The organism is Streptococcus sp. Marseille-P7376 (assembly GCF_902460385.1).
GTDB classification, from domain to species: Bacteria; Bacillota; Bacilli; order Lactobacillales; family Streptococcaceae; genus Streptococcus; species Streptococcus sinensis.
In genome coordinates, this window is sequence record NZ_CABPTS010000001.1 from 322,171 (window position 1) to 342,188 (window position 20,018).

Consider the following 20,018-nt stretch of genomic DNA (forward strand, 5'->3'; position numbering starts at 1 on the left):
TTTTATTATAACAAAAAACTGTATAAAAAACCGATTTCAAACCTAAAAAAATGTCCTGAAAAAGCTAAAAAGCTGGGACTTTCTAAATAGAACCCAGCTTAAGCAAGAACTAAGAGAAAAAGTCACTGATAAGGAAAACTAGGGACAAATTTTCTTCATCCACCTTGGGATTGCTCGACTAATCTCCGTCGGTAAAACGACATAGGCCTCCTCGGCTAATTCATCCGCAATAGCTGAATGCAAGTAGGTTGCAGCCGTCACCCGTTCAAAAAGTGAAACCTGCTGAAATTGTCCTGCAAAGCCGGTGATCATCCCTGCCAAGGTATCTCCCATACCACCAGTCGCCTGATAGGGTCCGCCAACCTGCAGCTGATAAACATCTTTCTCTCCACTCTGAAAAACTCGCGTTCCACTGCCCTTCTGTACGACTAGAGTACCTTCAGGAAATTGGTCAACAGCTTTTTGACTGGATGTCTCATCTTGTGACTCGATAGGCAAGCCAGACAAGCTTTCCCACTCTTTTTGATGAGGAGTAAAGATTATCTGGGAGCTTGGAAAGGGCAGAGCTTGCTTGGCAAAAAGCGAGATGGCACCACCATCCATAATCAATATTTGTCGTTTGTCCACAAGATTCAAAACCAGCTGCAATACTGACTTCTCTAAAGGGGTCTCAGCCAAACCCGGACCGATTAAAATAACACTCGCCTTACGAATCTGCTCCATCAGCCGCTCTTGCTCCCGCAAATCAAAGGCCATGGCCTCTGGCAGATGAGCATGGAGGGCGGAAATATTCTCCCGTTCAGTCGCAACTGTCACCAGACCAGCCCCACTGCTTACTGCGGCTAAGGCTGCCATGATAATAGCTCCGCCATAGGGATAGGTTCCGCCAATCAAGAGCAGGCGACCATAGTCTCCTTTATGGCTCTCTGGCGGCCGATTTACAATAACCTTTTTCAAAAGATTGTCACTGACTATTTTCATTTTCAATCCTCTACAACTTATTTTAAATATTTTCGAAAACAAATATTCCCTACTCTATCATATCAGTCAAAGAAACTCAATCTATCTCCTCATATCCCTCTTAACATAAAAAATCGGTGCATATATAGATACGGTCGCCACGAAAAGACTCCCCATTCCATATTGCCGTCCCCAGTTTTCAAGATAGTTCAATAATAAAGTACCTAAATCTGGATACTAAGAGGCTTTTTCCACTCATAACTTCTGCATCTGAATTTGGATTCCGCAAGATAAATTCGTCAAGCCAACCTGAAAATATCACCCTTTTTCATTTCAGAAACTAAAATTGCTCTGTATCTCGCCAATCACCACCAAGAAGTGCATCGTATTCCTTGAATTTTCTTTCCAAATCTTTCTGAAGAGAGTTAGAGTTTGCATTTAAACCAGAGTAGTTTTCCTTCTCCCATATTTTATCATATTTTCACCCAATACTTAAAATGAAAAAATAGATTTAGGAAAAGACTAATGAGGAACTGCTGCATCTGTTTCCTAACCAACACTTTAACAATTCATGGAAGTTTCAAACAAAGAAAACTCGCTATTGCGAGTTTCTATCTGCAACTTAAAAAGGCCCAGTTGGCCTTTAAAAACGTAAAGTTGTTAGCAAAACTTCTTATCTGCAACCTAAAAATGTCTCTCAGATTATATAAATAAGTAGATTCATTCTGACGACAACTAAAAAAGGTCCACTGGATCTTAATTAACGAAAACTCGCTATCGCGAGTTCCCACCTGTAACCTGAAACAATCACCCGGAAATTTTGACGAAAACTTTGTTTTCTTTATACGCAACTTAAAAAGGTCCACTGGACCTTAATAAGCGAAAACTCGCTATCACGAGTTCCTATCTGCAACCTGAAACAATCTCCCAGATTGTTTCAGCCACCTAAATATGCTTTGCGGACTTCATCGGAAGTCAGGAGTTCTTGTCCTGTGCCTGAAAGAACGACTTCCCCAGTTTCAAGGACATAGCCTCTGTCAGCAATAGATAAGGCTTTATTGGCATTTTGCTCGATCAAAAGTACAGTTGTTCCCTGCTTTTGGATATCTTGAATGATGTCAAAGATTTCTTGAATGAAGATTGGAGCCAGCCCCATTGACGGCTCATCTAGAAGCAAGAGCTTAGGTGTAGACATGAGCGCTCGGCCCATAGCCAGCATTTGCTGCTCACCACCAGAAAGAGTCGCTGCATCTTGATTTTTTCGCTCTTCCAAACGTGGAAAACGAGAAAAGACTTTTTTGAGATTGGCTTGATTTTCTTCACGATTTTTCTTAAGAAAAGCTCCCATTTCAAGATTTTCCAAAACGGTCAGGCCTGGAAAAACATGGCGCCCTTCTGGAACCTGTGAAAGCCCCGCAGCTACAATCTTTTGAGCAGGCACTTTTTGAATTTCATTGCCTAAAAATTCAATCTTTCCCGCACTTGGGCGAACCAAGCCAGAAATCGTGCGGAGGATGGTCGTTTTCCCAGCACCATTGGCACCAATAAGCGAAACGACTTCTCCTTCGTTGACTTCAAAGCTGACATCACGGACAGCCTGAATCATACCGTAGTGGACGGATAGATTTTCAACTTTGAGCATGGACATTAGGCTTCACCTCCTAGATAAGCTTCAATAACGCGCTTGTCATTCTTAATCTCATCTGGTGTGCCGTGGGCAATCAAGCGGCCGTATTCCAGCACATAAATGCGCTCGGTCACTTCCATAACCAGACTCATATCATGCTCAATTAGCATGATGGTAATGTTAAATTCATTTTTAATCCGACGGATCAGGGCAGTCAGCTCAGCTGTTTCCTGAGGGTTCATCCCAGCAGCTGGCTCATCCAAGAAGAGAATCTTAGGCTCTGTGGCAAGCGCCCGAACAATCTCCAGACGACGTTGCTGACCGTAGGCCAAATTTTTAGCCAAGGTTTCTGCTTCCTTATCCAAGTCAAAGATGGCCAGCAACTCCAAAGCTTTCGCTTTCAATTCTTCTTCATTTTTATAAAATGCCGGAAGGCGGAAGAAAGAAGCCAGCACATGAGGTTTATGGTGATTACCAAAAGCAATCAACACATTATCCAGAACAGTCAGGTCTTTGAAAAGGCGAATATTTTGGAAGGTTCGGCTGAGGCCCAGAGTCGCAATTTTGTAAGGTGCCTTGCCATTCAGCAAGTGACCATCCAAAGTGACCGTTCCCTCACTCGGCTCGTAGACGCCTGTCAAAAGGTTGAAAAGAGTTGTTTTCCCAGCACCGTTAGGACCGATAAGACCGACCAATTCTCCCTCGTTCAATTCCAGACTTACATCGCTAACAGCCGTCAGTCCTCCGAAATTTTTGGTTAATTTTTGTACATCAAGAAGCGCCATTATTCTTTGACCTCCTTATTCTTTTTAAAGAGCTTAGACAGACTCAGTTCCCAAGTACCCAGCAAGCCTCCTGGACGGAAAATCATGACCAAAATCAAGGCCAGTGAGTAAACAATCATCCGGACGCTAGAAATATCTTGCAAAAGCATATTGAGGATACCCAGTACCACCGCAGCTACGATTGCTCCAGTCATTGACCCAAGACCACCAAAAACGACGATAATCAAAACGTTAATCGTATTGATGAAAGAATAATCTTTTGGTACAACAGAACCAACGAACCCTGCCTGCAGAGAGCCTGCAATGGAGGCTGTGATAGCTCCGAAAACAAAAGCAAGCACTTTAATTTTTGTTGTATTGACACCGACAGATTCTGCCGCAATCTCGTCCTCACGAACAGACAAGGTGCTGCGCCCGATAGGACTGCGGAGAAAGTTGAGGGTTAAAATAGTCGTAATCACTACAAAGACATAAACCATCTGCCAAGATGTAAATGGAGGAATAGACAGGATACCTGCTGCACCATTGGTCAATTCGCCTCCATTGACAATCAAAATCCGAATAATTTCAGAAACACCCAACGTCGCAATCGCCAAGTAATCTCCCTTTAATCGAAGAGTAGGAACACCGACAAGTAGTGCCACAGCTCCAGCAATCACAGCTCCAACCAGCATGGCAATAAAGAAAGCTCCGTAGGTCGGTGATTTGGAACCCATAATAGCTACTGCATAGGCACCAATCGCCATAAAACCAGCATGACCGAGCGAGAATTGCCCAGAGAAACCAACGATGAGATTGAGCCCGACAGCCAAAATAATATTAATCCCAATCTGCTCAAAAATTTGAAGATAAAAAGGATTCAAGATACCTGCACTGGCAAGCACTGTCATCAAACCGTATCCAGCGACGATTAGAGCAAGCCATAACGCATTTACTTTTAAATTCTTTTTCATACATTACACCTTCTCTTTCACGTTTTTACCTAGAATACCAGCAGGACGAACCAATAGGATAACAATCAAGATAGCATACACAATCGCATCCCGGAAATCTGACAGTCCAACTGCTGTTGCAAAAGTTTCCAACAGACCGATTACAAAACCACCTAAAGCTGCCCCTGGGATGATACCGATTCCGCCCAAAACTGCCGCAACGAAGGACTTGATACCCGGTGTCATTCCCATTAGTGGCTCAAGTGAATTGTAGTAAAGGGCAATCAGGACGCCAGCAGCTCCTGCCAAGGCTGAACCTAAGGCAAAAGTAAAGCTAATCGTACGATTGACATTGATTCCCATCAGTTGGGCAGCGTCGCTATCCACGGAAACAGCCCGCATGGCTTTCCCCATTTTGGTTTTTTGCACGATAAACTGCAAACCAACCATGAGTAAAATCGAAATACCCAAAATCATAAGTTGGATATTGGAAATAGAAACCGGTCCAATCGTATAACGTACCGTTTCAATTACCTGAGGGAACGAACGAGTATTGGCACCTACAAAGAAGACCATGCCGTATTCCAAAAGGAAAGAAACCCCAATCGCCGTAATCAAGGCTGCAATCCGTGTCGAATTGCGTAGCGGTCGATAGGCTAAAAACTCAATCACTACACCGAGGATAGCTGTTCCAACCATAGATAAAATAAGGGCCACAAAGAAATTCAGGTGAAGGGTGTTAATCAGGTAATATCCCATGAAAGCACCGATCATATAAATGTCACCATGCGCGAAATTGATCAATTTGATAATCCCGTAAACCATGGTATAACCCAAGGCTAGAAGCGCATAAACACTCCCCAAAATCAATCCATTGGCTAGCTGCTGAAGAAATTGTTCGAGCATTCCACACCACTCTTTCTAATATAAAATAAGAGCAGAAACAACAATCTCAGACGAAGCCTTGTCTTGCCGTCCCTACTCAAACATCATAAGCAAGTAATAAACAAGCCAAAGACTGGGAATGCTCCCAGCCTCAGACCCTTTATTCAGGTTTAACTGTCTCAACAGTATCTACTTTACCATCTTTCAAACCGATCATCAAGGCTGTCTTAACAGGGTTGTGATCTTTATCAATGGTAATGGATCCAGTAACTCCTTCAAAGTCTTTTAACTTAGCAAGGTTATCTTTAATATCTACAGATGTTTTTGCACCCTTAGATGCTTCTGCTGCCATGTAAACTGCGTCATATGAGAGCGCTGCAAACATAGAAGGTTCTTCATTATACTTAGCCTTGTAGGCTTCAACGAATTTCTTCGCTTTATCTGTCATGTCACCTGAAGTTGAGAAACCAGATACATAATAAACATTGGTTGCTGCTGCTGGAGTTGCTTGCTCTACAAACTTAGCATCGCTAAATCCGTCTGGTCCAACGATTGTTTGAGTGATACCCAAACCACGCGCTTGGTTCACCAATTTACCAGCTTCTGTGTAGTAACCTGGCACAACCAGTGCATCAAATTCTTTGCCTTTGATTTTTGTCAAAGCAGCTTGGAAATCTGAATCACCAGAAGCGAAAGTTTCTGTCGCAACGATTTCACCCTTGTATTCTTTCTTGAAGGCTTCAGCCATTCCTTTAGCGTAGTCGCTTGAGTTGTCATAATAGAGAACAACTTTCTTAGCTTTCAAGTTTTCAGTTACATACTTAGAAATGATTTTACCTTGATAACCATCTATAAAAGTTGCACGAAACAGATAGTCTTGGTTTTTAGTCAAATCATCCTGTGTAGCACTTGGTGTTACCAAAGGCACACCAGCTTTACCAGCATTTGCAATTGCAGCCGCAACCCCACCTGAAGTCGCAGGACCGATGATTGTATTCACCTTATCTTGAGTCGCCAAGCTTGTAGAAATAGTAGCTGCTTCTGCTGTTTCTGATTTATTATCTTTATCAGTGACTTCGATCTTCTTGCCATCTACACCGCCAGCTGCGTTGATTTCATCAACAGCAAGCTGAGCACCGTGTTGTTCTGCAGTACCGTAAGCTGCTACAGCTCCAGTTTCTTCAAAGTTGAAACCGAACTTAAGTGTATTACCGATTTCTGTTCCAGTAGCGGATGAGTTGTTTGTCGAAACCTCACCACAGGCTGCTAAAAGTGCAGCACTAGCAAAAGCTACAAGAGAAAGTGCAAATTTTTTCTTCATAATAATTCTCCTCTATTTTGTTATTTGCAAATGATATAGTAAGAATATACCGAATTATCTGACAATTGTCAACCCAAATAAACTATTTTTTAAATAATAGCGTTTTCTTGACTCCTATGGAGGCTACCAACAAAATCGGTATCTAGATCTTTAATATGACAAAATCGGATTCTTTTAATATATCTTTCCTTTGACAAACGTTTTTTTAGTTCATCAGCATGCTCTTTATTAACATACAATTGAAGATAACGGTGCTTTTTAGAATGATACACAATATCGCCAACATCTTCTAATTTTTTAACATCGCGATTATAATAAAGGTAGATAATTAAGCCTATTCTTTCCTCTTTTGTAAACATAAAACTCCTCTCTTTTATTTTTCGTTCTACTTGCTCTATTGATTATATCAAAAAAAATGCCCTTACGGAGCATTTTTTCAAAACAGATTAAGTAGATTGACTAACTTAAGTTGTTATTTGCCATAATTTCGTCAATAAAACCGTATTCTAGAGTTTCTTGGGCACTCATCCAATAATCCCGCTCAGCATCTTTATGAACTTGCTCAACAGATTTTCCAGAGTTGTCAGCTAGGATTTGCTCTAAGGTCTTCCGAGTCTTAAGCAAATGCTCAGCTGCAATCGCCATATCTGTTTGCTGGGTACCACCGCCAGTGCCACCCATTGGCTGGTGAATCATATATTCTGCATTCGGAAGCATGAAGCGTTTCCCCTTGGTACCGCTAGAAGCAATAATGGTTCCCATGCTAGCTGCCATTCCCATAACAATAGTTTGCACGTCTGATTTGATGAAGTTCATCGTATCGACAATAGCTAAACCGGCAGAAACGGATCCACCCGGCGTATTAACGTAAAGGTAAATGTCTTTGGTATTGTCCTGAGCATCCAAAAAAAGCAACTGAGCAATGATAGAATTAGCCATATTGTCCTCAACGGGACCCGTCAGCATAATAATACGGTCTTTTAAAAGTCGTGAGTAAATATCATAAGAACGTTCACCACGGCTTGTTTGTTCAATAACTACAGGAATCATGAATATTTTCTCCTTATTTCGATATATTCATTATTATAGCTTTTTGGTCAAAAAAGGTCAAATATTTGCTTTATCTGTCGGATGACAGAGAACAAAGCTGTGATTATCTTTGGTTTGGAAAGCACAAATCCACTGGATTGGCTGGACTTTCCTATTACAGACTAGAATTTCTATTTTGTACCAAAAAGACGATCTCCCGCATCTCCCAGACCTGGAACGATGTAGCCGTGTTCATTGAGGTGATCATCGAGGGCAGCCGTGAAAATATCCACATCTGGATGAGCTTCCTGCAAAGCTTTGACACCTTCTGGAGCAGACACCAAGCAAACAAATGTAATATTGCTAGCACCACGTTTCTTCAGAGAGTCCACAGCCAAGATCGCAGAACCACCAGTAGCTAGCATTGGATCTACAACGAAAATCTGACGTCGGTCAATATCTTCTGGCAGCTTCACCAGATATTCAACCGGCTTCAAGGTTTCTTCATCACGGTACATTCCAATGTGACCAACTTTAGCTGCTGGAACCAAACTCAGAAGGCCATCCACCATGCCAATACCTGCGCGCAAGATTGGTACGATGGCCAATTTTTTCCCTGCAATCTGCTTTTGAACGGTTTTCGTAATTGGTGTTTCAATTTCTACATCTTCAAGTGGTAAATCGCGCAACACTTCGTATCCCATCAGCATTGCGATTTCATCTACTAATTCACGAAATGCTTTAGTAGAGGTATCTGTACGACGCAAAATAGACAATTTATGCTGAATAAGTGGATGAGCGATAACTTCAAGTTTTCCCATGATTGGATTTCCTTCTTTCAATTTATTCGTCTTATTATATCAAAAAAATATTGAAAAGGCTTGCCATAAGCAAACCTTCTTAAAGATTTTATTTGCTTTACAGCCATTCCTTATAACGCTTGATATAAAGGCCTTTCACAAGGGTTACGCTAACCATATAAAGCACGATAATCAAGAAAAGGCAAAGGAAATAGGTGCCATTCAGCGGAGCTGTCTTCAGAACTGACGCAAAGAGGCTATATGGCAAGGAAGTAACAAAGAGCGCAGCCGCCATGGTCGTCACAATGACGGAAAGAGCAGGACGGCTTTGCACAAAAGGCAGTTTAGGCGAGCGTAGCATGTAGATGACCATAGTCTGGGTCCACATAGACTCAATAAACCAGCCTGTTTGGAAAAGAGTGATAAAGGTCACTGCCTGTTCAGTACCAGCTTGATAGCTGCCTCCTGTGATCATAGGCACGATGATAAAGTAAAGCACCAGATAGGTCATAACATCAAAAACAGATGAGATAGGCCCAATCCAAGCCATAAAACGGGTAATAGAGCTAGCTGACCAAATATGAGGTTTCTTGAGAAATTCACTATCTACATTATCAAATGGCAGAGCGATACAAGACAAATCATAAACCAGATTGAGGACAATCAAATGAACTGGTGCCATAGGTAGAAATGGCAAAAAGATACTGGCAAAGAGGAGGGAAAAGATATTCCCAAAGTTGGAACTGACCGTCATCTTGATATACTTAGTCATATTGGCATAGACCTTGCGTCCCTCTACCAGTCCCTTCTCCAGAACCATGAGATCCTTGTCCAGCAAAATGACATCTGCCGTTTCCTTGGCTATATCCACAGCCGTATCAACAGAAATACCAACATCTGCTACCTTCATAGAAGGCGCATCATTGATGCCATCGCCCATGTAGCCAACCTTGTGGCCATTGGCCTTGAGTTGGAGGATGATCCGAGCCTTTTGGTCTGGAGAGAGCTTGGCAAAGACTGTCGTGTTCTCCACTGCCTGGCTCAATTCCTCATCAGATAAAGCATCTACCTCTACACCTAGCAAGATATTTTCTACATCTAGGCCAACCTTTTCACAGACCGCCTGGGTAACCTTCTCATTATCACCCGTCAAAATCTTAGTGGCAACGCCGTACTCAGCCAAGGTTTCAATAGCTGGCGCTGCAGATGGCTTAGGCGGATCCAGAAAAGCCAGATAGCCCGTCAAAATCATATCAGACTCATCCTCAACTTTAAAGGCGTAATCTTCTTCTAAGTCTGACTTGTAGCTAACACCAAGCACGCGCAGGCCTTGCTCATTGAGTTGAGCCACTTCTGCAAGGATTTCCTGACGAATCTCTTCAGTCAGTTCCGTAATGCGATTCTTGTATTCTACATAGCTAGAGATGGCCAGCATTTCCTCCAAGGCGCCTTTGGTCACCATGCTGATGATATTTTCATCATCCTTGACAATGACACTCATGCGACGACGCTCAAAGTCAAAGGGCAGTTCATCAATTTTCTTAAAGGTTTGGTCTAAATCACGAACAAGCTCATGCTTCTCCGCTTCTTTCTCCGTTCGGTTGATAATAGCCCGATCCATGAGATTTTTAAGGCCCGTTTGATAATAGGAATTGAGAAAGGCACGACGGAGCACTGCCAAGTCTAAATCACCATGAATATCTAGTGGGTATTCCAAGACAATCTCGTCTTGAGTCAGTGTCCCCGTCTTATCCGTACAGAGGATATCAATAGCTCCTAGGTCTTGAATAGCATTCAGTTTTTTTATCACGACCTTTTCCTGAGCCATGATAATGGATCCTTTAGCTAAGCTCGCCGTGATAATCATCGGCAGCATTTCTGGCGTCAGTCCAACTCCAACGCTGAGGGCAAAGACACCTGCTTCCAACCAGTCGCCATCTGTCAGACCGTTGATGAAGAAGACAACTGGCACCATGACCAGCATCAAACGAATCAAGAGCCAAGAAATGCTATTCATCTCGCGCTCAAAAGAGGTCGGCTCATCGTAGGTATTCAGCGTCTGCTCAATGGCTCCCATCATAGTCTCGTCACCAACCACCAGCACCAGAGCTGTAGCTCTCCCGGAAATAACGTTGGTTCCCATAAAGGCCAGCGACTCTGTTTCTAAAAGGCTATCAAAGTTTTGCCCATCCGCCTTGTTCAAACAGAGCTTTTCTACTGCATCACTTTCCCCTGTCAGACTGGACTGCTGAACAAAGAAATCACGCGAGTCCAGCAACAGCACATCCGCAGGAATCATATCTCCGGCACTAAGCTTGATGATGTCTCCTACAACAAGCTCATCAATCGGAAGTTCCTGCTCTGCTCCTTCTCGGATAACCGTAGCTGTGTTGACAATCAGTCGAGACAGATTGCTAGCAGCGCGGTCGCTCCGCAATTCCTGAACAAAACGAATGCCTCCGGAAATCAGCACCAGAACAACAATAATGATAGAAGTCGTTGGGTCTTCCTCTCCAGGCTTGGCCAGCCAGACATTTGTCACTAAGGACACCAGAGCAATCACTAGCAAAATAACCGTAAAGGGGTTAATAATAGACTCGTAAATCTTCTTGAAAATGGAGTCTTCCTGCCCCTTCGTGATGACATTTTCCCCATAGAGGTCCCGATTTTCTTCGACCTGCTCTTCTGTCAGGCCTCGAAAGGCACTATTGTAGAATGCTAAAGTCTCTTTTACAGGAAGCTGCAAAGCTGCAACTAATCTTTCTTTTACTGTTTTCATTGGTTTCTCCTTTATGTATGAATAATCATTTTCATACACAGAGACCAATCACTTTATGAGGACAGAACGACACAAATCAGCGATTGGCTGTGTATGTGCGGTTCCGGATGATCGTCAATTTGCATCGTGCTTCTCCTTTCTTTTATTCTTGATTTGTAGGGAATCAACTATTTACTTACTTAAACTACTTTCAGCAAAAAAGAAGACCCTGCCAATATCGGCAGGGGTGTTTGCATGTCAGGTTATTCGCTTCATTGTTTTAAACACACATAAAGCAAGCATTGACCGTTCAAGCTTTAACTCCATAAGGCGATGTAATGAACTTAGTCTTGACCTTGGCGATCAGGACTGTTGACCAACGAGTAGTGTCTCCACTGCTTTGCGGTAGTCATCCGTATCCTTATGGTAGCCTCACCTACCGATTTACACTCTTACTATACTCCTATTTAGAAGGACTGTCAACAGTTAAGTACCCTTAATTTCATTTTTGGAAATATATTTATTTAAAAAGAAAAGCAGCTGCATTTTGCAACTAGCTTTGGACTTATTCTTCTGGCAGAATCAGCCAGAAAATGAGGTAGGGAAGAAGTCCAATCCCATAAGCGAAAAAAGAAACTCCCCAGATAACACGGATGATAACTGGATCTATATTAAAATACCGAGCTAAGCCGGAGCACACCCCTGCAATGATTTTATCATTGGCATTTCTTGTTAATCGTCTTGCCATAATCAAGCCTCCTTCAGACGGACTACAAATTTTTATCAAACTAAACGAATGATTCTCACATTATTTTACCACAATTTTTCCTTAAATAATCGTCGGAAGTTCATCGTCGTCTTCAAAGTCTTCGAGCTTTTCCTCGCATGGGAAAGGTTTCTGGATACGCCCTATTATAAAACGAGAGAAGGGACCAACCAGCAGAAAGTTGAGCGGAAAAGCCATTACAAAATTTGTTCCCCAAGCTCCCAAATAGCTTTCCATTGACAAGACTTCACCATTAAAAAGCAGACCATAAATAGACATCAATGATACCATTGCTAGCACCATACCCCCAGATATGACCGCAATCTTTTGCCAGCGCTTGTGATAATCTTTCAAAAAGCGAAATGCTAGTCCTTTGACCAAAGGTCCTACTTAAAAGAACATCTAATAAAAAATCAGTTATAAAACCTGGTAAAAAGGCAGCGGCTAAATTTCCCAAAAAGAAATGTTCCAGCAAATAGAGGTTCCAAACAGACATCCCCAGGACCATCAGACTACACATGAACAGCGTGAAAAACATGGTATCCTTAAAATCTCTAGGCATAAGCACTCCATTTCTTGTTTAAGAAAAATCATTCTAACATAAATATTTTTTTCTCGTAAGCAGAATTTCAAGAAAATGTTTTCATAGGTTCAGATTGGCAATCTTCGGCTATTTTTGCTAGACTAAGTAGAAGAAAACCATTGAAAAGGAGAAAAGGATGCGAGCAGGTGTCATTATTTACAATCCTTTGTTGGACAAGATTTTACTGATTCACCGTTGGAAGGATGGACAAGAGTATTTCGTGATTCCTGGGGGAACTATCGAGTTTGAAGAAAGTCCATTACAAGCCGCTCTGCGGGAAATAAAAGAAGAAGTCAATCTTACCTTTTCTGCTGGCCAACTACGCACAGCTTTTTCCCTTAATAATCAGGGTAAAGAGGAGCATTATTTTTATACCGACCTAAGCACAGCTGTGACTCCTCTCATGCAGGGCGAGGAAGTCCAGCGTAGTAGTCGTCAAAACATTTACCAGCCCGAATGGGTCAGTTTGCGAGATATTTACAGCCACAATCTGCGTCCAGAAAGTCTCAAATCCCTGCTCTTGGAATTTCTGACACAGGAAAGTTTGAAAAACTAAACCACTTATAGTAAAATATCAATAGTTTATAAACTTATGATCAGAAAGGTTTCTTATGAAAAAAATTATTCTTTTCAGTCTTTTATCCGCTCTTGCTCTGGCAGGCTGTTCTGCCAAACAAGAATCCAATACCCAGTCTTCCAGCGCTACTAATCAGTCTTCTGCTACCAATACCAGCTCTGAAGATGCTGAGACGCAGAAGCTCCGCGAGCAATACAAGGATGCTATGACCAACGAAAATGCCAACTTCCCACAGCTATCTACAGAAGTTGCCGAAGACGAAGCCGAGGTCAAAATCACTACTACTCAAGGAGACATTCGTCTCAAGCTTTTTCCAACATACGCTCCTTTAGCTGTCGAAAATTTTCTGACACATGCTAAGGAAGGTTATTATAATGGCATCATTTTTCACCGCGTTATCAATGATTTCATGATTCAGGCAGGTGATCCAAAAGGAAATGGCACAGGCGGCGAATCCATTTGGAAAGGAAAAGATACTGCCATTGACTCAGGAAACGGCTTCAAAAACGAATACTCCCCTTATCTCTACAACTTGCGTGGTGCATTAGCCATGGCCAATGCTGGAAAAGACACGAACGGCAGCCAATTTTTCATCAACCAAAGTAAGAAAGATTTATCCAGCCAATTACCGACCGATACCTTCCCAGCTAAAATCATTGAAGCTTACAAAAATGGTGGAAATCCAAGTCTTGATGGTGGATATACTGTCTTTGGGCAAGTGATTGAAGGCATGGATGTGGTAGATAAAATTGCTGCTGCAGAAACTGACAGCAACGACAAACCCAAAGACGACATCAAGATTGAAAAAATCGAGATTATCAAGGACTATGACTTTAGCAAATAAGCTTGCTACCCAACGAATAAAGAAGGGAACTCAAGATGATTATCTGGGGATGTAAAGGCTATCAGAAAAACTTGGGCTAGACTCAAAGCAAAATTGAGTGCACAAACTGTAACAATGCTGCACCTTGCGACATTGTTGAAACTAGCTGAAAGTTTACACTTTACTGGATTCCAATCTTTCCTTATGGCAAAAAAATCTACCTCGCCTGCTCGGTCTGCCAATATGGTAAACAAATCGAAAAGCAGGAAATCAACAGTTTTTGAATTATTAACAACAAAAAGAGATGATTCGTAGTGAATCGTCTCTTTTCTTTTTTACTTCATTCGTCAAGTCAGCTGATTGAAATCCCAGATTTGGTCCATCCAGCCTTCATAGAAATCAGGCTCGTGACAGACCATGAGAATGCTGCCCTTGTACTCTTTCAGAGCGCGCTTGAGCTCTTCCTTGGCATCTACATCCAGGTGGTTGGTCGGCTCGTCCAGCACCAGAACATTATTTTCTCGGTTCATGAGGAGACAAAGGCGAACCTTGGCCTGCTCCCCACCTGAGAGAACCTGAATCTGGCTTTCGATATGCTTGGAAGTCAAACCACATCTAGCTAGAGCTGCTCGGACTTCGGCCTGATTGAGGGCCGGAAAGGCATTCCAGACTGCTTCTAGCGGTGTCTGACGATTACCACCTTCGACTTCCTGCTCGAAATAACCCAGCTCCAGATAGTCCCCACGCTCAACTTCCCCAGCGATTGGTGGGATAATCCCCAAGAGACTCTTCAAAAGAGTTGTTTTCCCAATCCCATTTGCCCCGATGATGGCCACTTTCTGATTGCGCTCAAAGGTCAGATTAAGAGGCTGGGTCAGTGGACGGTCATACCCAATCTGCAAGTCCTTGGCTTGGAAAATAAAGCGCCCTGGTGTGCGGGCAGGTTTGAAATCAAAAGATGGCTTTGGTTTCTCACTTTGCAGCTCAATAATGTCCATCTTATCCAGCTTTTTCTGGCGGGACATGGCCATATTACGGGTCGCCACACGAGCTTTGTTGCGGGCCACAAAATCCTTGAGGTCCGCAATTTCCTTCTGCTGGCGCTCATAGGCCGCTTCCAGCTGAGATTTTTTCATCTCGTAGACTTCTAAGAATTGATAATAATCCCCAGAATAGCGGGTCAACTGCTGATTTTCCACATGGTAGACGATATTAATCACGTCATTTAAGAAAGGAATATCATGCGAGATTAGAACAAAGGCATTTTCATAGTTCTGTAGGTAACGCTTGAGCCAGTCAATATGCTCCGCATCCAGATAGTTGGTTGGCTCGTCCAAGAGCAGGATATCTGGTTTTTCCAGAAGCAACTTAGCCAAGAGAACCTTGGTCCGCTGTCCACCAGATAGCTCTGTCACATCGCTCTCCATACCGTAGTCCATAACACCCAGAGCACGCGCGACTTCGTCAATTTTGGCATCTAAAGTATAGAAATCCCGGCTCTCCAAGCGATCCTGCAGCTCGCCCACTTCTTCCATCAGGACATCAACGTCCGCTCCATCCTCAGCCATGCTCATATAGATTTCATTGATGCGAGCCTCTGTCTTGAAAAGCTCGTCAAAGGCCGTCCGCAGTACATCACGGACAGACTGACCTTGCTCCAGCACAGCATGCTGGTCCAGATAGCCAGCTGTCACATACTTGGACCACTCGACCTTACCTTCGTCTGGCAGCATTTTGCCTGTCACAATGCTCATGAAGGTTGACTTCCCCTCACCATTGGCACCGACCAGGCCGATATGCTCTCCCTTAAGCAGGCGGAAGGATACATCCTCAAAAATAGCCCGGTCCCCAAAACCGTGGCTGAGATTTTTTACTTCTAAGATACTCATTTTTTCTCCTCTATCATTGATTGCAGTTCCTTGATTATACCATCAAATCAGTTTGATTTTAAGCCAAAAGCCATAAATACCAAAGGTAACAATGGTTAGAAGCCACCACTTGATCCAATTTCCAAAAAGCTGCATGGCGGTACCGTCAAAATAGAGACGGCGCCCATCAATGACCGTATGTTTTATCTTCCAACTATATAAGATACACATGCCCCAAGGTGCACAGATTCCTAGTGTAAAAACGGTAATCAAGGTAGCTAAAATCACATGACCGATGTAAGAAAAGAGACCACCATCAAAATAAGACTCTTTGTACATACTATCTCTCCCTTAAACTAACTCTTTCAGAAACTGAATCAGGGTTTCTGCAGAGCGTTTACCAGCTTCAAGAATGAATTCATCAAAAGTGACATTGGCATCATGACTTGCTGTATCGCTCATGGCGCGAATAACCATAAAAGGCAGGCCAATTGAATGCGTCGCTTGCGCAATGGCTGCGCCTTCCATCTCAACAGCCAAGACATCTGGGAAATGCTCCTTGATACGGTCAATCTTATCCTGACCAGCAACAAAACTATCTCCTGTCGCAATCAATCCTACTCTTGCAGTCTGATGGGTCTTTCCCAAAATTTTTTTCATTTCAGAAACTAGATAGCGGCTAGCTTCAAAATAGAGCGGCTGCCGTGCCATCTGACCGTAGTCATAGCCAAAGGCCGTCACGTCCACATCATGATAGACCAGACGATCTGCGACTACCACGTCGCCGATAGCCAGCCCTTCTGCCACTGCTCCTGCTGAGCCTGTATTAATCACAGCTGTGACCTTGAAGTCATTGACCAAAACTGCCACACTCATAGCGGACATGACCTTGCCAATTCCGCTTTCGACCAGGACCACCTCATGACGGCCGATGGAGCCCGTATGATAGACATGACCCAAACGCAGGTGTTTCTCTGGATTCTCCAAATGCTCCAGCAGAATCTTCAGCTCTTCGGGCATGGCTGCGATAATTCCAATTTTCATGATTACTCATTTCCTCCATTCACATTAAAAAGCGAAGAAGCCCAGCTTCTCGCTTTATTATAGCCAAATAATTGCTGCGATTAATACAACCAAAAGAATCACAATCCAAAAGAGAATTCTATTTAATTTAGCTTGGAAAATGCTGCGCTTTTGATTTTCAATCCGGCGGCTTTTTGTTACTGTCGGTTCCACCTCAATCTTCAGGGTGTCTTGAGTTACATTTCTGCGCGGGGCAGAGTAACCAAAACCACCTCTCCCAGCGGTGGAAATCACCTTTGTTTCCTCATCATCCATCATAGGCTGCCCCGAAATGTCTTCACCTCGATTGGCACGCTCAATCATTTCATCAGTTAATAAGGGTTTTCCCATTGTTCTACATTCCTATTTCTTCAAGTTTTTTTCTTGCTGCCAATATTGAAGGGCCATGATAGTCTTGGCATCACAGATGTCCCCACTAGCAAGAAGCTGCTGAGCCTCTTCCAGACTGACTTCAAAGATTTCCAAGGTTTCATCTTCATCCTGAGGACGGGGATTTTCCACTTTTGTCAAATGGCTGGCGCTGTAGAGCTTGATTTTTTCATTGCAAAAACCAATAGCAGAATAAAAATCATAAAGCAATTCCAAGTCACCAGTATAGCCTGTTTCTTCCTCCAGCTCACGCAGAGCGGCCGCCTGAGGATCTGCATTTTCTCCCACTTCCAGTTTTCCAGCCGGAATCTCATAAGAAGTCGCTTCAATCGCCTTGCGGTACTGCTTGACTAAAATCATCTTGTCTTCCGGAGTGATAGCAATCACAGCCACCGCACCATTATGAAAAATCAAATCCCGTTGAGCTTGGCCTTTGCCTTCTGGCAACTCTACCTGATCCTGAACCACTTTAAAAATCGGTCCCTGATAAATTTCCGTCCGTTGGACGGTCTTTTCTTCAAATTCCATGACTAAACCTACTTATTTTGAGGGTGATGAGGGAGACGCTTAGCATAGTCTTCTTTGTTTATCTGACGACCGCGTCCCAGAGCGATGGCATCTGCTGGTACGTCCTTCGTTATGGTAGAACCCGCACCGACTAATGAATTGTCACCCAGCTCAACTGGGGCAATAATGGTCGAGTTGGAACCGACAAAGACATTATCTCCAATGATTGTCTTGTACTTCTTCTGACCATCGTAATTAACCGTAATCGTACCTGCGCCAAAGTTAACATGGGCACCGACCTGAGAATTACCGATATAAGTCAAATGACCAGCCTTGGTATTTTCACCAATACTAGAGCCCTTGACTTCGACAAAGTTGCCAACATGAACATCCTTAGCCAGACTTGAGCCTGGACGGATATGGGCGTAAGGACCGACTGTTACCCCATCTGCCACGCTAGACTCTTCAATCATAGAGTTTGTAATGACCGCTCGCTCACCAATTTCTGAATCTACAATATAAGTGCCATTGGTCAGGATAGTCTCTGCTCCAATCTTGGTCTGACCTTTCAGGGTCACATTTGCTTCAACCTGAACCTCAGGCGCAATTTCTACATCCACATCGATGTAGGTCGCATCTGGATTGACAAAGCTGACCCCATTGACCATGTGTTGCTGATTAATCCGGCGGCGCATCACACCTTCAGCTGTAGCCAGAGCCACTCGGTCATTAACCCCTAGACTCTCATCAAAGTCTTTCAGCGTATAAGCGCCGACCTTTTCGCCATTTTCACGGAAAATACCGATCACATCTGTGATATAGTATTCACCTTGGGCATTATTGGTATTGATATTTTTGAGAGCTTCAAAGAGGCGGGCATTGTCGAAGACGTAAGTCCCAGTATTGATTTCCTTGATTTGCTGCTCAAAGTCAGAAGCGTCTTTTTGCTCAACGATTTTGACAACTTCTCCATGCTGATTGCGGATAATTCGACCGTAACCAAAGGGATTGTCAGCCTCTGCAGTCAAGATGGTCGCAACATTCTTGTGGTTGATATGAAAATCAATCAGATTTTCCAGGCTTTCTCCCGTAATCAGGGGCGTATCACCAGCAATGACCAGCGTTTGTCCAGCAAGGCCTTCTAAAACAGGCTCGGCCATCATGACCGCATGGCCAGTTCCCAGCTGCTCAGTCTGACGGACAAACTCTGTCTGACCTGCCAAGACTTGCTCGACCAGCTCTGCCTTGTGTCCGATAACGGTAACAGTTTTCTCTGGCTCAATCGCACTGACACTGCGGAAAACGTGCTCCAGCATGGAAATTCCTGCCACCTTGTGCAATACTTTTGGTAAATCTGATTTCATGCGAGTACCTTTACCCGCAGCCAAAATAACGGCATAATTTGTCATAGATGAACTCTTTTCTTTAAGATATTATCATTATTATACCATTAAAACGAGATTTTTTAAAATCAAAAAGAGTCTGGGACAATAGTCCCTTTGCTACAAAAAAAGCAACGGATTTGCCGTTGCTTTTTGCATGGTTGCGATAGTCTTGCTAAAATAGAATTGCTCAAAAAAACATTTAGAAAGGCTATCCCATGCACATTCACTATAACACAAATCAAACGACTTTACCACTAGAACTTGCTTGCATTTTACCACAAGACCACATTGTCTTTACCATTGAAAAAGTGGTGAATACCTTGGAGGAACGTCACTTCCACGCTTTCTATCATAACTTTGGTCGGCCGTCTTATCACCCTAAAATGCTTTTAGCCGCTCTACTATTTGCCTACTCACAAGGGATTTTCTCTGGACGAAAAATCGAAAAAATGATGATTGAAAATATCGCCATGCAGTACTTAACAGGACAGTTGGTTGTCAGCTACCGCACCATCAATCGCTTTCGAGTCGCTGAAGGAATGGAAGAGCTCATTCGTGATCTTTTCATTGACCTCAATCTTCGTTTAAAAATGGAAGAGTTAGTGACCTTAGATTGTTTGTTTATTGACGGGACTAAGATTGAAGCCAATGCCAACAAGTATAGTTTCGTATGGAAAAAGGCCACAGACAAATTTTCCGTCAAACTTCAAGAACAGATACAGGTCTATTTCCAAGAAGAAATCACTCCCCTTATCTATCAGGCGATTGCGCTGGATGAAAAAGAATCGATTACCTCAGAACAGTTGACCGAGTTTGCTCAAGTCCTTGAAGAAGAATTGGCAAAACTGAGCCAAGACATTGAGGAGACACCCGTTAAAGGAAAGGATGAACGTAAAACTCAACGTCGTAAACTCAAGAAAGTCCTGCGTAAAGTCAAGGAGGATTTTTCAGTACGCGCTA

The 20,018-nt window shown here is 43.1% G+C and carries 22 protein-coding genes, 2 pseudogenes and 1 riboswitch; of the genes and pseudogenes, 4 read left to right on the forward strand and 20 right to left on the reverse strand.

What is annotated here, in order from left to right:
* Positions 1-138 precede the first annotated feature (138 nt).
* From FZ952_RS01440 to FZ952_RS11535, 13 genes are all read right to left on the reverse strand, one after another.
* Complete coding sequence (locus tag FZ952_RS01440; protein WP_148880342.1) at positions 139-981, reverse strand: NAD(P)H-hydrate dehydratase; 843 nt, start codon at positions 979-981, stop codon at positions 139-141.
* Positions 982-1,897: 916 nt separating this feature from the next.
* Positions 1,898-2,608 (reverse strand): ABC transporter ATP-binding protein, encoded by a 711-nt coding sequence (locus FZ952_RS01445; RefSeq protein WP_062198842.1) that lies wholly within the window; start codon positions 2,606-2,608, stop codon positions 1,898-1,900.
* On the reverse strand, positions 2,608-3,372 hold the full coding sequence (locus tag FZ952_RS01450; RefSeq protein WP_148880343.1) for an ABC transporter ATP-binding protein: 765 nt from the start codon (positions 3,370-3,372) through the stop codon (positions 2,608-2,610). Before FZ952_RS01450 ends, FZ952_RS01445 begins: the two co-directional genes overlap by 1 nt.
* Positions 3,372-4,325, reverse strand: a complete 954-nt coding sequence (locus FZ952_RS01455; RefSeq protein ID WP_148880344.1) for a branched-chain amino acid ABC transporter permease — start codon at positions 4,323-4,325, stop codon at positions 3,372-3,374. The genes FZ952_RS01450 and FZ952_RS01455 overlap by 1 nt, the downstream gene beginning before the upstream one ends.
* Positions 4,326-4,328: 3 nt before the next feature.
* Entirely contained in the window at positions 4,329-5,210 is an 882-nt protein-coding gene (locus FZ952_RS01460; protein ID WP_148880345.1) for a branched-chain amino acid ABC transporter permease, read from the reverse strand.
* 139 nt (positions 5,211-5,349) lie between these two features.
* Entirely contained in the window at positions 5,350-6,510 is a 1,161-nt protein-coding gene (locus FZ952_RS01465) for an ABC transporter substrate-binding protein (RefSeq protein WP_037614421.1), read from the reverse strand.
* A gap of 89 nt (positions 6,511-6,599) precedes the next feature.
* Complete coding sequence (locus FZ952_RS01470) at positions 6,600-6,869, reverse strand: DUF2129 domain-containing protein (protein WP_148880346.1); 270 nt, start codon at positions 6,867-6,869, stop codon at positions 6,600-6,602.
* Between the two features lie 100 nt (positions 6,870-6,969).
* The gene (locus FZ952_RS01475; protein ID WP_062198851.1) at positions 6,970-7,560 is read right to left on the reverse strand and encodes an ATP-dependent Clp protease proteolytic subunit; all 591 of its coding nucleotides are present in this window, start codon (positions 7,558-7,560) and stop codon (positions 6,970-6,972) included.
* Between the two features lie 170 nt (positions 7,561-7,730).
* The gene (upp, locus tag FZ952_RS01480) at positions 7,731-8,360 is read right to left on the reverse strand and encodes a uracil phosphoribosyltransferase (RefSeq protein ID WP_062198853.1); all 630 of its coding nucleotides are present in this window, start codon (positions 8,358-8,360) and stop codon (positions 7,731-7,733) included.
* Positions 8,361-8,457: 97 nt separating this feature from the next.
* A complete protein-coding gene (gene mgtA, locus FZ952_RS01490) occupies positions 8,458-11,118 on the reverse strand; it encodes a magnesium-translocating P-type ATPase (RefSeq protein WP_148880347.1) in 2,661 nt (886 codons plus the stop codon).
* 277 nt (positions 11,119-11,395) lie between these two features.
* Positions 11,396-11,548, reverse strand: a riboswitch (M-box (ykoK) riboswitch).
* 114 nt (positions 11,549-11,662) lie between these two features.
* Positions 11,663-11,845, reverse strand: coding sequence for a PspC domain-containing protein (locus FZ952_RS01495; protein WP_062198856.1), 183 nt, complete (start codon positions 11,843-11,845; stop codon positions 11,663-11,665).
* 81 nt (positions 11,846-11,926) lie between these two features.
* Positions 11,927-12,142, reverse strand: a complete 216-nt coding sequence (locus FZ952_RS11530) for a hypothetical protein (protein ID WP_187423842.1) — start codon at positions 12,140-12,142, stop codon at positions 11,927-11,929.
* Positions 12,117-12,425: a hypothetical protein gene (locus FZ952_RS11535; protein ID WP_187423843.1), complete on the reverse strand. Its 309-nt coding sequence runs from the start codon at positions 12,423-12,425 to the stop codon at positions 12,117-12,119. Before FZ952_RS11535 ends, FZ952_RS11530 begins: the two co-directional genes overlap by 26 nt.
* A gap of 157 nt (positions 12,426-12,582) precedes the next feature.
* Between FZ952_RS11535 and FZ952_RS01505 the strand changes: the two genes are divergently transcribed.
* The 3 genes and pseudogenes from FZ952_RS01505 (at position 12,583) to FZ952_RS11700 (ending at position 14,138) form a co-directional block, all read left to right on the forward strand.
* Positions 12,583-13,002, forward strand: coding sequence for an NUDIX hydrolase (locus FZ952_RS01505; RefSeq protein ID WP_148880348.1), 420 nt, complete (start codon positions 12,583-12,585; stop codon positions 13,000-13,002).
* Between the two features lie 55 nt (positions 13,003-13,057).
* Positions 13,058-13,867, forward strand: coding sequence for a peptidylprolyl isomerase (locus tag FZ952_RS01510; RefSeq protein WP_148880349.1), 810 nt, complete (start codon positions 13,058-13,060; stop codon positions 13,865-13,867).
* 92 nt (positions 13,868-13,959) lie between these two features.
* A pseudogene (locus FZ952_RS11700) lies at positions 13,960-14,138 on the forward strand (zinc-ribbon domain-containing protein).
* A gap of 55 nt (positions 14,139-14,193) precedes the next feature.
* Here FZ952_RS11700 and FZ952_RS01520 read toward each other — a convergent pair.
* The 7 genes and pseudogenes from FZ952_RS01520 to FZ952_RS11705 all read right to left on the reverse strand — a co-directional run bounded on the left by FZ952_RS01520 (position 14,194) and on the right by FZ952_RS11705 (position 19,313).
* Entirely contained in the window at positions 14,194-15,735 is a 1,542-nt protein-coding gene (locus FZ952_RS01520) for an ABC-F family ATP-binding cassette domain-containing protein (RefSeq protein WP_148880350.1), read from the reverse strand.
* 42 nt (positions 15,736-15,777) lie between these two features.
* Entirely contained in the window at positions 15,778-16,053 is a 276-nt protein-coding gene (locus FZ952_RS01525) for a DUF898 family protein (RefSeq protein ID WP_148880351.1), read from the reverse strand.
* Between the two features lie 12 nt (positions 16,054-16,065).
* Complete coding sequence (locus FZ952_RS01530) at positions 16,066-16,758, reverse strand: 5'-methylthioadenosine/adenosylhomocysteine nucleosidase (protein WP_062198871.1); 693 nt, start codon at positions 16,756-16,758, stop codon at positions 16,066-16,068.
* 57 nt (positions 16,759-16,815) lie between these two features.
* On the reverse strand, positions 16,816-17,127 hold the full coding sequence (gene macP / locus FZ952_RS01535; protein WP_148880352.1) for a cell wall synthase accessory phosphoprotein MacP: 312 nt from the start codon (positions 17,125-17,127) through the stop codon (positions 16,816-16,818).
* A 12-nt stretch (positions 17,128-17,139) separates the two neighbouring features.
* Positions 17,140-17,694: an NUDIX hydrolase gene (locus FZ952_RS01540; protein WP_148880353.1), complete on the reverse strand. Its 555-nt coding sequence runs from the start codon at positions 17,692-17,694 to the stop codon at positions 17,140-17,142.
* Between the two features lie 8 nt (positions 17,695-17,702).
* On the reverse strand, positions 17,703-19,082 hold the full coding sequence (glmU, locus tag FZ952_RS01545; protein WP_148880354.1) for a bifunctional UDP-N-acetylglucosamine diphosphorylase/glucosamine-1-phosphate N-acetyltransferase GlmU: 1,380 nt from the start codon (positions 19,080-19,082) through the stop codon (positions 17,703-17,705).
* Positions 19,083-19,098: 16 nt separating this feature from the next.
* A pseudogene (locus FZ952_RS11705) lies at positions 19,099-19,313 on the reverse strand (hypothetical protein).
* Between FZ952_RS11705 and FZ952_RS01555 the strand changes: the two are divergent.
* A partial coding sequence (locus FZ952_RS01555; protein WP_148880355.1) for a transposase occupies positions 19,274-20,018 on the forward strand: 745 nt, incomplete at its 3' end. The pseudogene FZ952_RS11705 and the gene FZ952_RS01555 sit on opposite strands and share 40 nt — an antisense overlap.